At 37.5% G+C, this 14,324-nt stretch carries 10 protein-coding genes; 7 read left to right on the forward strand and 3 right to left on the reverse strand.

The window, feature by feature from the left end; genetic code table 11:
* Positions 1-45 precede the first annotated feature (45 nt).
* Positions 46-390: a MerR family transcriptional regulator gene (locus tag BCF58_RS09015; protein ID WP_121461466.1), complete on the reverse strand. Its 345-nt coding sequence runs from the start codon at positions 388-390 to the stop codon at positions 46-48.
* Positions 391-619: 229 nt separating this feature from the next.
* On the opposite strand from BCF58_RS09015, the gene BCF58_RS09020 reads away from it, so the two are divergent.
* The gene (locus tag BCF58_RS09020) at positions 620-3,283 is read left to right on the forward strand and encodes a reprolysin-like metallopeptidase (protein WP_121461467.1); all 2,664 of its coding nucleotides are present in this window, start codon (positions 620-622) and stop codon (positions 3,281-3,283) included.
* A gap of 83 nt (positions 3,284-3,366) precedes the next feature.
* On the forward strand, positions 3,367-4,260 hold the full coding sequence (locus tag BCF58_RS09025) for an SMP-30/gluconolactonase/LRE family protein (RefSeq protein WP_121461468.1): 894 nt from the start codon (positions 3,367-3,369) through the stop codon (positions 4,258-4,260).
* 20 nt (positions 4,261-4,280) lie between these two features.
* On the opposite strand, the gene BCF58_RS09030 is transcribed toward BCF58_RS09025, so the two are convergent.
* Positions 4,281-5,588, reverse strand: a complete 1,308-nt coding sequence (locus tag BCF58_RS09030; protein ID WP_121461469.1) for a DEAD/DEAH box helicase — start codon at positions 5,586-5,588, stop codon at positions 4,281-4,283.
* Between the two features lie 437 nt (positions 5,589-6,025).
* On the opposite strand from BCF58_RS09030, the gene rpsA reads away from it, so the two are divergent.
* The 3 genes from rpsA to BCF58_RS09045 all read left to right on the forward strand — a co-directional run bounded on the left by rpsA (position 6,026) and on the right by BCF58_RS09045 (position 10,043).
* The gene (gene rpsA, locus BCF58_RS09035) at positions 6,026-7,816 is read left to right on the forward strand and encodes a 30S ribosomal protein S1 (RefSeq protein ID WP_121461470.1); all 1,791 of its coding nucleotides are present in this window, start codon (positions 6,026-6,028) and stop codon (positions 7,814-7,816) included.
* A gap of 164 nt (positions 7,817-7,980) precedes the next feature.
* A complete protein-coding gene (locus BCF58_RS09040) occupies positions 7,981-8,964 on the forward strand; it encodes an EamA family transporter (RefSeq protein ID WP_121461471.1) in 984 nt (327 codons plus the stop codon).
* A gap of 83 nt (positions 8,965-9,047) precedes the next feature.
* Positions 9,048-10,043, forward strand: a complete 996-nt coding sequence (locus BCF58_RS09045; RefSeq protein WP_121461472.1) for an alpha/beta fold hydrolase — start codon at positions 9,048-9,050, stop codon at positions 10,041-10,043.
* Between the two features lie 63 nt (positions 10,044-10,106).
* Here BCF58_RS09045 and rplS read toward each other — a convergent pair whose 3' ends face one another.
* Complete coding sequence (gene rplS, locus BCF58_RS09050; RefSeq protein WP_089792393.1) at positions 10,107-10,460, reverse strand: 50S ribosomal protein L19; 354 nt, start codon at positions 10,458-10,460, stop codon at positions 10,107-10,109.
* A 274-nt stretch (positions 10,461-10,734) separates the two neighbouring features.
* Here rplS and BCF58_RS09055 point away from each other — a divergent pair, with 274 nt between their 5' ends.
* Positions 10,735-13,482 carry a fibronectin type III domain-containing protein gene (locus tag BCF58_RS09055; RefSeq protein WP_121461473.1) on the forward strand — a complete coding sequence of 916 codons (2,748 nt, stop codon included), beginning with the start codon at positions 10,735-10,737 and terminating at the stop codon, positions 13,480-13,482.
* A gap of 113 nt (positions 13,483-13,595) precedes the next feature.
* A complete protein-coding gene (locus BCF58_RS09060) occupies positions 13,596-14,297 on the forward strand; it encodes a CoA transferase subunit A (protein ID WP_121461474.1) in 702 nt (233 codons plus the stop codon).
* Positions 14,298-14,324: the final 27 nt, after the last annotated feature.

Consider the following 14,324-nt stretch of genomic DNA (forward strand, 5'->3'; position numbering starts at 1 on the left):
CCCTCCAATCCGGAGGGCTTATTCAATTTATAGGTAAATAATTATCTACTCTGTATCTTTTTCAACTAAAGACTCTTTGAGCTTCAGGAGCTCGGCTTTTACAAACTCCAGCCTGTCTATTAAAGTAATGGTTTCAGAAATTTTGCTGTTGGTAGTTAATGCGATACGGGCCCCATCCAGGGTATATCCCTTTTCTTTTACCAGGTGATAAATAATCTGAAGATTTTTAATATCCTCAGGAGTGAAATACCGGTTTCCTTTTTTATTCTTTTTAGGTTTAATGATAGGAAATTCCTGCTCCCAATACCGTATTAATGAGGTATTCACATCAAAAGCCCTGGCGACTTCGCCTATAGAATAATACAGTTTATCCGGTAAATTTATCTTCATTTTACTAATCCTAAACCCCAAAGATAAAATTTTTTAACATGTGTTACAACTAAGAGGTTTCAAATCTTCTCCAAAGCCGGGCCCTGTTGATTTTACTTATGGAAAGAAAGATTTGTAATAAATTATTGAGCATAATAAAATATCCTTTATGATTTTCTTAAGGAATCACAATTTTTTAGTAATTTAACCCCTAGAAAATCAACATAATACAAACCTAAATTACATCAATATGAAACGCTCTTTATTTATTATGATGCTGCTGATTTCCTGCCTGGGGTTTTCACAGTGGTCAAAAACGGAACTCCGGTCCCAAAAAATTAAAAAATCCCAGGAAAAACTGGAATATTCAGCATTGTATGCATTGAATACGGATCAATTGGGACAACTATTAAAAAATGCTCCCGAACGCTCAGCCGGCGGCAAAGGAATTATTATTTCTATTCCTGTTGCCAGTGGTAAAGTTGAGAAATTTCAGGTTTGGGAATTTTCAAATATGTCTCCTGAATTGCAGGCACAGCACCCTGATATAAGATCTTATGTGGGAACAGGGGTGGATGATCCTACAGCTTATTTGAGATTTAGTGTATCCCCTTTTAATTTTTCGTCCATGATTTCCAGGTCTGGTTCGACTGAATATATAGAGCCCTACACAGACGACAGAAATGTGTATGCGGTTTTTGATTCAGGGGCAAGAAAAAACCAGGGTGATGAATCTTTTATATGTTCCACCAAAGGAGAAGTGGAAAAGAATATAAGCAACGGAAATATTTCCACTAATAAACTTGCCGGTTACAATGTTTTCAGGCTTGCTTTATCATGTACGGAGGCATATGGAGACTATCATTTGACGGCCGCAGGAATTCCGGGCTCAGCTACGGATGCCCAAAAGAAAACAGCTATCCTGGCAGCAATGAATGCTACTGTAACAAGATTAAACACAGTATTCGAAAGGGAATTATCGTTGCATTTCAATTTAATTGCCAATACGAACTCTTTAATATTTTATACCGGCGGTACACCGGAGCCATACACTACGGGAGGGCCTGATGATGCCATAACAGGAATAACAGGAATAATACCTTCTACGGACTATGATTTAGGGCATCTGATAGATAAGCAGGACGCGAATGGAGCGGCTTATTTGGGAGTAATCTGTAACAATAGCCAGAAAGCAGGCGGTTGGACGGCCCATAATTTTCCCGAAGGAGATAAATTTGATATAGATTATGTTGCCCATGAAATGGGGCACCAATTAGGCGCAGGGCATACCTATACATCACATACCGGCCAGCTTGACCAAAGAGTAGAGCCGGGCAGTGGAAGCACAATTATGGCCTATACAGGAATTATTGGCGGAAATCTGGATGTTCAGTTCAATTCCAATGATTACTATCATATCAATAGTGTGAATCAGATCAAAAATAAAGTAAACTCGGTAACTTGTGGGGTCAACACGCCATTTACTATTCCGGCACCAACAGTAACTTTAAGTGGAAGCTATACGATTCCAAAATCAACTCCTTTTGTTATCCGGGGAACAACATCTGATGCAGGCAGTGCTTCTTATACGTATACGGTAGAACAAACAGATCAGGCTGCTAATGCACAAATTGGCGCAAATTCCATTGCATATGCTACAAAACCGTCGGGTCCCTTATTCAGGTCTGTGAATCCGGTAAGTACTCCGGCAAGATATTTTCCGGATTTTAATAAAGTTTTAGCGGGAGTTTTAACCACAACTTGGGAATCTGTATCCAGTATCGCAAGAACGCTTAGCTTCACGATGTCTGTAAGAAACAATAATCCTACACAACCACAGATAGGACAGGCAACCACCGCTGTAACGGTAGATGCTGTTTCCGGCCCTTTTCAGGTTACTGCGCCTACATTTGGCCAGTCATTAAGTTCAGGAGCCAATACAACCGTAACGTGGAATGTTGCAGGAACTACTGCAGCTCCTGTGAGTACGGCAAATGTTAATATCAGGCTTTCCATAGATGGCGGACTTACCTTTACGACATTAGCCGCCAATACACCGAATGACGGAACTCAGCAGGTTACAATTCCGGCAGGATCTACGTCTTCCAATGCCTATATTTTGGTGGAAGCTGTGAATAATATTTATTATGCGGTGAGTCCAAGCTTTGTGATTGATTATACTGTAACAGGAGAAACCTGTACTACTTATACTTACAGCGGACCTGCGGTAACCATTACTGACGGGCCTGGCGGAGATGCCATATCGGCTCCAAGAGTATTAGCTCCTTTAACTATTAATAATACAGGAACTATTACCAAAATTAAAGTAACTCCAAACATTGCCCATACCTATGTTCAGGATCTTGCGGTTGGAATAGAGGCTCCAAATGGTACCTCTGCCATTATCTGGAACAGATCATGTACTTCTCAGGATAATATCGTCGCTGCGTTTAGTGATACGGGAGCTGCTCCTACGTGTGCTACTCCGATTCAGGGAGATGTAAAGTCCTATGAATCTTTAGCGATCTTTAAAGGGCACAAAGCCCAGGGAGTATGGAAACTGTTTGCATCTGATAACTTTACAGGAGATCAGGGAACAATCAATTCATGGGCTATTGAAGTTTGTACTCAGGCAACACAGGCTCTGGGAACCAGAGAAATTTCTCCTTTGAATAATGATATTAAGATTTATCCGAATCCTAGTAATGGTAATTTCTTTATCAAGTCAAGAAACTTATCAGGGGATGTTAAAGTAACATTATTTGATTCAAGTGGAAGATTGATTCACTCTTCTTCTTATCAGGGAGCTGGAGATCACACCCAGGAATTTAATCTAAGTATGCCTAAAGGGGTATATATCATTAACCTGAATTCTTCTAAGGGGGTACATAGTCAAAAACTAATTATTAAATAAAAATTTTTAGCAATATTCTAAAGAGGTCAACCCAGGTTGACCTCTTTTTTGTTGTAAATTGTGCACTTGTAAAATAATGGAGAATGAGAAATTTGAAACTACTATATAGGATTGGTTTGGTTTTAGCATTAGTAAATTGCCAATCAGTAAATTACAGCCATATGTTTTATGATGATGTAAAGCCGGAAAAAATTTCAGACCAGTTCAGCTTTACCGAAGGACCTTCTTCGGATGAGGAGGGAAATGTGTATTTTACAGACCAGCCTAATGATAAAATTTATGTTTGGGAATGGAAAACCAATAGGATCATTGAATTTTTAGATAAAACCGGAAGAGCCAACGGTACCCACTTTGATAAGGATGGCAATCTCATTACCTGTTCCGATGACCAGGGCGAAATATGGAAGATATCCAAAGATAAAAACGTTCAGGTACTGTTAAAAGGTTTCGAAGGAAAACGGTTGAATGGCCCCAATGATGTATGGAATGATTCTTCTGGAGGATTGTATTTTACAGATCCTTTGTATGAAAGAGAGTATTGGGATGATTTCAAGCAGGAAATTCCGCACAAAAGCCTTTATTATAGGAATAAAGAAGGAAAAGTAATTAAAATTGACACTTTTACCCAGCCTAATGGAATCGTAGGTAGCGAAAAATTTAAAAAACTCTATGTTTCAGATATTGATGCCAAAAAAACTTACGTATATGACATATTAGGTGAGGGAAAGCTTTCCGAAAAAAAGCTTTTCTGTGAAATGGGATCCGATGGGATGACATTGGATAAACATGGAAACCTTTATTTAACAGGTGATGGGGTACGTGTTTTTAATCGCAGTGGCAAAAAGATCTACCATATTCCGATTCCTGAAGATTGGACTTCGAATGTGACGTTTGGCGGGGAAAATAATGATATACTTTTCATTACGGCTTCAAAGTCGGTTTATATTTTACCAACTAAAGTAAAAGGAACGAAATAATAATATAAAAAATGGAAGTATCAAAAAGCTACTTCCATTTTTACTTTTTTACCCTTCAGTTTTTCATTGCTTAATTTTTTCAGAACAGCATTTATCTTATCCCTGGAAACAGCAACATAAGAAGTGGTATCTTTTACTTCAATTAATCCAATGTCTTCTTTTTGTAATTCGCCTTTTTTGATCATATATCCGACAATATCCACTTTATTGACTTTGTCTTTCTTTCCCGCACTGATGTAAATTGTCTGAAAAGGAGTTTTTCCGGGAACTTTATTAAAGCCGGTTACATTTTCTTCCGGAGTATTGTTTTTAATGAACGGGAAATTTTCGTCCTCAGTCATTATTAAATAGGCAAAACCTTTGGCATTCATCCTTGCAGTACGTCCATTTCTATGAATAAAGGCATCTTCTTTAGGAGGTAATTGATAATGAACAATGGATTCAACTTCAGGAACGTCTAATCCACGGGAAGCTAAATCGGTTGTGATTAAAATTCTTGCGGAGTCATTCCTGAATTTTAATAAGGCACGCTCTCTTTCGTCCTGCTCCATGCCGCCATGAAAAGTTTCCCTGTCTATTCCTTTTTGCCGTAAAAGCTCTGAGATACGGTCTACTGCTTCCCGGTGATTACAGAAAATCAACGTTCTTTTATTCCCTATTTTGCAGATCAGATTGAAAAGAGTATCCAATTTTTCTTCCGGAGTGGTCATCACTTTTTTAAGCTGAATGTCCGGTTTGGCATCATTTAACTTTAAAAAATCAATGGTTTTTTCATTCTTTAGCCCTGTAAAAGGAGGAATTTCATCCATTGCAGTAGCGGAAGTCAATATCCTTTGAGATGCATTTTTCAGAGAACGGATTATAAATTCCATGTCTTCCTGAAATCCTAATTCCAAGGCTTTATCAAATTCATCCAGCACTAAAGTCTGAATGGTTTTAGGATCAAAATTGTTATTTCTTAGGTGATAAACAACTCTTCCGGGAGTACCGATGAGAACTGCCGGAGCTTCAATCAGATTATTGATTTCAATCTTTTTATCATGTCCGCCATAGCAAACGGAAACCTTGAAATCTGTCCCTATAGCTTTGAAAACCTGTTCAATCTGTAACGCTAATTCTCTTGCCGGAACTAAAATCAAGGTCTGGATCCCGGAAACGTCTTTTCTAAGATTTCGAAGAACGGGAAACAAAAAGGCAAGCGTTTTTCCTGAACCTGTAGGGGAAAGCAGGATGATATCCTGGTTGTTTTCAGAAGCTTTATAAGTGGATTTCTGCATCTGATTCATGTCCTGAATCTGCAGTTTTTGAAAGATTGATTGTAATTCCATGTTGCAAAGGTAGTAATTTAGGAGGCAGTTTTTTTGTTATTCGTTACTGTTGGGAACCACCCCGCCAAAAATTCTAAAAAATTTTTGGCACCCTCCGGAGGAGGGGAATTTCTTTCAGTAGAACTTCAGGCATTGTGAGGAATGAAACGAAGCCTGCACCGAGGATTAAGTGGATAGCTGCAAAAAGTTTCTTAATCCTTAAAATGGATGTTTAGGTGTGCTTTTAATTTTTAGAATAGTATTGAGAATCAAAGGTTTTCAAAGATAATTGTTAAAGGATAAAGTTGTTGTTTATCTGAAATAAAATTAGTATCTTTGCACCCACTTTTGTGGTACAGGTTTGAAGAGTAAATAATTAAAAATTAATTACTTCCGTATTTTTTAATCCACATTGATTCGAACCGTTAAAAAAGAAGGAATACAAATTTTATTAGAAAATGTCAAAAGAGACAAATTCAGCAGAGGTTTTATTAAACCAAAACGTAGCACCGGAACAATTTGATTGGGATTCTTTCGAATCAGGTCTTGATGCAGATGCGAGAAAAGAAAAAAGCGATTTAGAAGAAATCTACAACGGATCTCTTAACAACTTAGACGATAACGACGTTTTAGTTGGAAAAGTTGTAAGATTAACTGACAAAGAAGCGATCGTAGACATCAACTTCAAATCAGAAGGTGTTATTTCTCTTAACGAATTCCGTTACAACCAAGGGTTAAAAGTAGGTGATGAAGTAGAAGTAATGGTTGACAGAAGAGAAGACAAAACTGGTCAGTTACAATTATCTCACAAAAAAGCAAGAACTCTAAAAGCTTGGGATAAAGTAAATGAACTTCACGAAACAGGTGAAATTGTAAACGGTTTTGTGAAATCAAGAACTAAAGGAGGTATGATCGTTGACGTACACGGAATCGAAGCATTCTTACCTGGTTCTCAAATTGACGTTAAGCCAATTAAAGACTACGATCAGTTTGTAGGTAAAACTATGGAGTTCAAAGTTGTGAAAATCAACCCTGAGTTCAAAAACGTAGTAGTATCTCACAAAGCGTTGATCGAAGCAGATATCGAAGGTCAGAAAAAAGAAATCATCTCTCAATTAGAGAAAGGACAAGTTCTTGAAGGTACTGTTAAGAATATTACTTCTTACGGTGTGTTCATCGACTTAGGTGGTGTAGACGGATTAATCCACATTACAGATCTTTCTTGGTCTAGAGTAAACCACCCATCTGAAATCCTTGAGGACGGACAAACTGTAAAAGTTGTAATCCTTGATTTCGATGATGAGAAAACAAGAATCCAATTGGGTATGAAGCAATTAGAGCCACACCCATGGGATGCTCTTTCTGCTGACTTAAAAGTAGGAGACAAAGTAAAAGGAAAAGTAGTAGTTCTTGCTGACTATGGTGCATTCGTAGAAATCGCTCCAGGTGTTGAAGGATTAATCCACGTTTCTGAAATGTCTTGGTCTACTCACTTAAGATCTGCCGGTGATTTTGTAAAAGTAGGTGATGAAGTAGAAGCTGAAGTATTAACTTTAGATAGAGACGAAAGAAAAATTTCTCTTGGTATCAAGCAGTTATCTAAAGATCCATGGGAAAATATCGAAGCTAAGTATCCGGTAGGATCTAAGCATGTAGGAACGGTAAGAAACTTCACTAATTTTGGTGTATTCGTAGAATTAGAAGAAGGTATCGACGGATTAATCTACATCTCTGATCTTTCTTGGACTAAGAAAATCAAGCATCCGTCTGAATTCTGTGCAGTAGGTGATAAATTAGACGTTATCGTACTAGAATTGGATATCCAGGCTAGAAGATTATCTCTAGGTCACAAGCAATTGACTGAAAACCCATGGGATACATTCGAAACTAAATATGCTGAAGGAACTATCCACGCTGGTAAAGCGGTAGAAGTTCACGATAAAGGAGCTTCTGTACAATTCGAAGATGCTGAGGTTGAAGCTTTCTGCCCTTCAAGATTATTAGAGAAAGAAGATGGATCTAAAATCAAGAAAGGAGAAGAGGCTGATTTCAAAGTAATCGAATTCAATAAAGAGTTCAAGAGAGTAGTAGTTTCTCACACAGGTATCTTCAGAGATGAAGAGAAGAAAAATGCTAAAGAAGCTTCTTCCAGAAACGTATCTTCTTCTTCAAATAATGAAGAAAGATCAACTCTTGGAGATATCGATGCATTAGCAGAATTGAAAAGAAAAATGGAAGAAGGTAAATAATCTTCAACTATTATGATACATGAAGCCACTCTTTGGAGTGGCTTTTTATTGAAATCATAAATCGGCTCAGGCAAAGCCTGAGCCGATTTTATTTATCTATTATATTGATGGCAGTTACTATATTTTAGCCAGTTATCGTACCTTTGCTGGCTGAAAAATAGATTATGAAGAAGAAAAATATACTAAAAGGAGTTGTGTTTGTTGGAATAGGGGCAAGTATATATGGTATGCTGGCAACATTCGTGAAAATGGCCTATCAGGAGGGATATACCACTTCAGAGGTTACAACATCGCAGTTTGTGTTAGGATTGGTAGGCCTGTTGCTGCTTAATTTTATTCAAACGATAACCTCTAAGCAAAGATTAACATCACCAAACCCCAAAGAATTCAGAACATTGATGCTGGCGGGAACATCTATGGGATGTACGAGCTTATTTTATTACATTGCCGTTCAGTACATTAATGTTTCTATTGCCATTGTCCTGCTGATGCAGTCTGTTTGGTTCAGCGTAGTGGTAGAAAGCTTTTTAGCTAAAAAAATGCCCAATGCCAGAAAGATTTTCGCGACTGTTGTTGTTTTGTTGGGCACTGTCTTAGCCACTAATCTTATTAATGTTGAAATAGAATTAGACTGGAGGGGAATCTTCTGGGGACTAATGGCGGCTGTATCTTATACGCTGACGATGTTTACATCAAATACTCTTGCAACACATTTACCGGTCTTCAGGAAAAGTATTGTCATGCTTTCCGGAGGAGCTGTTGTGGTATTTGCATTTTTATTCTTTGCCCAGATCGGGCCACTTTATTTTGACAGTTTAAAATCTATATACTTAAACTTTACGGAGAATACGGAACATATTCATTCCTTTAATTACTCTATACTTTGGAAATATGGTTTGGTTCTGGCTTTATTTGGAACTATTATTCCACCGATTCTTTTCAACATAGGATTTCCAAATGCGGGATTAGGTTTAGGAAGCATAGTTTCTTCACTTGAGTTGCCGGTTTCCGTAACGATGGCTTTTGTACTGCTGGGGGAGAAAGTTCTTTTGATCCAATGGGTAGGAATTGTACTTATTCTTTTTGCTATCGTTCTCATGAATCTGCCGAGTAAAAAAAAGGAATATGAGGTGGTAGAATTTTCTTAAAGAAATTATAATTAAATTAAATACAATAATGAAAACTACTTCTTTTGAAGTGGTTTTTTTATTTTTATATATAAATAAGTTTTATGAGATATTTTAAAAATATAGGGCTAGTAATACTATTATTAATTATGCCGGTTGAGGTATTTTCCCAGCTTAGACCTCTTGATGATATGCTTACCGACTATCAATATCCTTATGAAGTGCACTTCATACATCTGAAAACCCAGAATAATGACCTGAAAATGGCTTATATGGATGTAAAACCTAAAATACCCAATGGGAAAACAATAATGCTTCTTCATGGAAAAAACTTTAATGGGGCTTATTGGGAACAAACAGCAAAAGATTTATCTGCAAAAGGATTTAGAGTGATTATCCCTGATCAGATCGGTTTTGGAAAATCCTCCAAGCCTCAACATTATCAGTTCTCATTTGCTCAGTTGGCCGCTAATACCAAAGCTATTCTGGATGAGGTTGCTGTTAATAAAACAATTGTTTTAGGACATTCAATGGGCGGGATGCTGGCTACACGCTTTACTTTGATGTACCCGGAGACTGTTGAAAAACTGATTCTGGAAAATCCTATCGGGCTGGAAGATTATAAAGCATTAGCAAAATATCAGACCATTGATGATGCTTATAAATCCGAACTGAAAAACACATACGAATCTTATAAAAATTATCAGTTGAAATTTTATTATGACAATCAGTGGAAACCGGAATATGACAAGTGGCTGAATCTTTTGGCAGGGTGGACCATAAGCAAGGATTACCCGCAAGTGGCCTGGAATGCAGCTTTAACCAGTGATATCATTTTCAATCAGCCGGTTGTATATGAATTTAAAAATATTAAAACACCAACTCTGTTGATTATCGGGACCAGAGACAGAACAGCAATAGGAAAAGACAGGGCGCCTAAAGAAGTTCAGCCTTTGATGGGGCAATATCAGGAATTAGGTAAGAAAACGCAAAGGGAAATTGCAGGTTCGAAACTGGTGGAGCTTGAAAATGTAGGTCATCTTCCGCATATCGAAGTATATCCGAAATTTTTTGATGCCTTATATGACTTTATAAAATAAAAGAATAAAAAGAGGCTGTTCAAAATGAACAGCCTCTTTTTATATGTATTGTTGTCTGAATTTCTATTTCTTGAAAGCAGCATCCTTGATTCTAGCTTTTTTACCTCTAAGGTCTCTGAAGTAATAAATTCTAGATCTTCTAACTTTACCTCTTCTGTCAACTTCAATTTTTTGAAGAGCAGGCATGTTGATTGGGAATACTCTTTCTACACCTACATCACCACTCATTTTTCTGATCGTGAAAGTTTTTGTAGAACCGGTACCTCTCAATTGGATAACTGTTCCTTTGAAGAACTGAGTCCTTGTCTTTTGTCCTTCTTTAATTTCGTAATACACAGTAATGGTATCACCCGCTTTGAATTCAGGAAATTCTTTTTTTGCGATGTACTTGTCTTGTACGTACTTTAATAAATCCATTATTAATAAAATAAAATGTTAAAGCTAAGCAACTTACACGGTTATCGTCAGAGGTTGAATAACAGGTTGCAAATATACAAATTAGTTTTTGAATATGCCAAATATTTACTGTGTAAAAAACTATAATTTTTTAAGCAATGTAAGGGTTAAAAATTAACACTTCCTTTAAGTTCATATCAAATAGGGTTTATATGAGAGTTCTACTTTTGCCCGATATAAAATTACTTTATTCTCAAATTATTACATACATATAACATCCCTTAAATTATTAATTATGAGACTTACCTTATTCTTTTTTTGTTTTGTCGTCCAGATGACTTTCGGACAGACTCTATTTCCTTATTTACAAAACCCGACTCCCAATTCTATGATTGTGAACTGGAAAACAGCGTCCAACAATGAAACCACGGTAATGTATGGAAATTCCCCAACCAACTTGAACGTTACGGTTACCGGAACCACCAATATATTTTCAGATACGGGATATAATAATAACTATTATTACCATACGGCTAAAATCACCAATCTACAACCGAATACAAAATATTATTACAAAATAAAAACGGGAGCCAGCGAATCCGAAGTGTATAATTTCAGAACCCTTCCTTTGGCTGGGCAGCCTGCCACAGCAGATGGTAAAATACGTTTCCTGATCATGGGAGATAATCAGATTAAGGCAGAACCGAGATATGATACGCTAACATTAAATGCTTTCAAGAAATTAAAACAAAAATTCGGAGCCAATTCAGATCCTTCAGATAATGTAGCGCTTACTTTTATGGTAGGAGATCAGGTAGATGTAGGAACTCTGGATCATTATGAAAATGTTCACTTTAAGAAGAATACCAAGCTATCTCCTTATTTACCTATCCAGACGACCGTAGGTAATCATGAAACCTATGGAAGTTTAGGGATGAATTCCTATTACGCCCACTTTTATATTGATGAGATTACTTATAAAGGCATATCGTCAGGCAATGAAAACTATTATGCTCAACAAGCCGGAAATGTACTATTTGTCAGCTTGAGTTCTGAACACACTGGTTCAGCACAACAAACTTGGTTGCAACAAGTTTTGAATGAAGCTAATAATGATATTACCGTAGACTGGATTATTTCCTTAAGCCACAGACCTTATCAGGCGGAGCAGTATGTTGGAGATATTTCACCTTGGGTAAGGAATAATGCAGTGCCTCTTTTAGTAACTTCCAATAAATATCTGATGCACGTTGGAGCGCATCACCATTTATACCATAGGGGACAATTGAAAAACACCCCAAATTATCAGATCATTTCAGGAGGTACAGCCTGGGACCAGTATTGGGGAATGTCCAATGAACAGGATTTCGATGATGTTCAGAAAACATTGACAGACTGGACCTATCAGATCGTGGAAGTAGACGTTACCAATGGAAAAGTAGACGTAGAATGTTATTCCATCGGAGGAATCTATACCAAAAAATATAATGAAAAGATCGATACTTTCCACCGGTATAAAAATCAGCCAAAGCCTGCAAAACCATCTATTACTAATACTTTTACAGGACCAATAACTTTACCGTTAACATTGGATGGAAGCGCATTTTACTCTTCCAACGGAGAACTTTTGAATACTACCCAGTTCCTCATCAGTAAAGCTCCTGATTTTTCAGTTATCGATAAAGAATTTTATCGTGATTATGAAAACTGGTTCGGAAAAGACGGAAATGGAAATCCGGATCTGACAAAAAACCTGAATGCAGGAGTAGATATTACCAAAGCTAATTTCGCTGCCAATTCCATTTCAAATGGAACCTATTATGCAAAAGTCCGTTACAGAGACAGAAACCTGGAGTGGAGCGACTGGAGCGATGTGAAGCAATTTGAAGTGACAGGAAGCGTAGTTTCCAATCCGACTTTCACATTAAATAAAACAGAATACCTGCAAAACGAACCTATTACAGCCACTTTCACAGGAGGACCCGGAAATCAGCAGGATTGGGTGGGGATCTATAAAAAAGGCCAGAATCCGGCAACAGTAACCTCTCAGGTATACGCTTACACTAATGGACAAACTGCAGGAACCGTCAATTTCAATACCGGCTTAGCTAATAAAGGACAATATTTTGCAGGTTTCTTCGCCAATAATGGATATACAGAAATTACTCCACGAAAAAACTTCTATGTAGGTCCTAAAGTTCAATTACAGGCAACTTCGGATGTCTATCCGGTGGGGGGAACTGTGATTATCAACTATAGCAATGGTCCGAACCTGGTAAAAGACTGGATCGGAATCTATAAAATGGGGCAGGTTCCGGGAACCAATACGTCTATAAAATGGAGCTACGTGAATGCCGCTTCAGGAACCCTTAATTTTACAGGACTTCCAAAAGGATATTATTATGCACAATATTACCTTGAAGATGGTTACACGCCGATCGGTGATAAAATATTCTTTAAAGTAGGAGATATTGTTACGGAATTATGGATCAATAAGCCCGTATATACATTAGGAGAAAGCATTACTGCTTCATGGACAGATTCTCCGGGAATTATCAAAGACTGGTTGGGAATTTATCCTCAAAGCATTCAAACTCCGGATGATAACTTTACTTCTTATACTTATTTCGACGGAATAACACAGGGTACCAAAACCATTACAGGAAATGTAAACGGAGTACCAACCACACCGGGCAACTACTATATGGTTATGTTTACTAATGATTCCTATACGGAAGTATCCAACAGGGTACAGTTCCAGGTAACTTCACCCACATTGGGAACAGACGAGGTAAAAAATAGCACGGAGAAAAATGTCATTCTATATCCGAACCCTTCAAAACCGGGAGAACCTACCTTCATTAAAAGTGATTATCCGATTGAAAAGATCGAGCTGGTTTCTGCTTCCGGAGAACTATTATATGAATCTAAAAATATTCATAACCAGCGTTTTTCCTTAGTGAATGAAAATCTGCCGAAAGGAGTGTATTTCGTAAAGGTACATACCAGAAAGCTGTTTACTTTAAAACTTATTATTCAATAATATTCAGGAAGTAATAATGAAGTGCGGGAAAATTTTCCCGCATTTTTTGTAAGCGAAATTCAAACCTATTACTAAAAATGATTAAATTTAGCGGACAGAAAATCTAATATTTCATGATAGATAAAAGAGTAAAAAATGCAAAGGAAGCCATCGAAGGAATCAAAGATGGAATGACACTGATGTTGGGCGGATTCGGTCTTTGCGGTATTCCTGAAAACTCTATTAATGCTTTGGTAGAGAGTGATGTAAAAGATCTTACTTGTATTTCAAACAACGCAGGTGTGGATGATTTCGGATTGGGATTGTTACTTCACAAAAGACAAATCAAAAAAATGATCTCCTCTTATGTAGGCGAAAATGCTGAATTCGAAAGACAAATGCTTTCCGGAGAATTGGATGTGGAGCTCACTCCACAGGGGACTCTTGCAGAAAAATGCAGAGCTGCGCAGGCTGGAATTCCTGCATTTTATACCCCGGCAGGTTTTGGAACCGAAGTGGCGGAAGGAAAAGAAGTAAAAGATTTTGACGGAAAACCACATATTTTGGAACATGCCTACAAAGCAGATTTTTCTATTGTAAAAGCCTGGAAAGGGGATCATGCCGGAAACCTTATTTTCAAAGGGTCAGCAAGAAATTTCAATTTTCCAATGGCGGGAGCTGGCAAAATAACGATTGCCGAAGTGGAAGAATTGGTGGAACCGGGGCAACTGGATCCCAACGAGGTACATATCCCGGGAATTATGGTTCAGAGAATTTTCCAGGGAGAAAAGTTCGAGAAAAGAATTGAACAGAGAACGGTAAGGAAAAAAGATTAATTTTTTCAGTTACATTTATCCTATAAA

It is taken from the genome of Chryseobacterium defluvii (genome assembly GCF_003634775.1).
Classification (GTDB): domain Bacteria; phylum Bacteroidota; class Bacteroidia; order Flavobacteriales; family Weeksellaceae; genus Chryseobacterium; species Chryseobacterium defluvii.

Coding starts and splice junctions, on each gene's coding strand:
- BCF58_RS09040 (WP_121461471.1), top strand. CDS start 7,981: ATGAAGAAGAAAAATATACTAAAAGGAGTTGTGTTTGTTGGAATAGGG.
- BCF58_RS09020 (WP_121461467.1), top strand. CDS start 620: ATGAAACGCTCTTTATTTATTATGATGCTGCTGATTTCCTGCCTGGGG.
- rpsA (WP_121461470.1), top strand. CDS start 6,026: ATGTCAAAAGAGACAAATTCAGCAGAGGTTTTATTAAACCAAAACGTA.
- BCF58_RS09030 (WP_121461469.1), bottom strand. CDS start 5,588: ATGGAATTACAATCAATCTTTCAAAAACTGCAGATTCAGGACATGAAT.
- rplS (WP_089792393.1), bottom strand. CDS start 10,460: ATGGATTTATTAAAGTACGTACAAGACAAGTACATCGCAAAAAAAGAA.
- BCF58_RS09060 (WP_121461474.1), top strand. CDS start 13,596: ATGATAGATAAAAGAGTAAAAAATGCAAAGGAAGCCATCGAAGGAATC.
- BCF58_RS09055 (WP_121461473.1), top strand. CDS start 10,735: ATGAGACTTACCTTATTCTTTTTTTGTTTTGTCGTCCAGATGACTTTC.
- BCF58_RS09045 (WP_121461472.1), top strand. CDS start 9,048: ATGAGATATTTTAAAAATATAGGGCTAGTAATACTATTATTAATTATG.
- BCF58_RS09015 (WP_121461466.1), bottom strand. CDS start 390: ATGAAGATAAATTTACCGGATAAACTGTATTATTCTATAGGCGAAGTC.
- BCF58_RS09025 (WP_121461468.1), top strand. CDS start 3,367: ATGAGAAATTTGAAACTACTATATAGGATTGGTTTGGTTTTAGCATTA.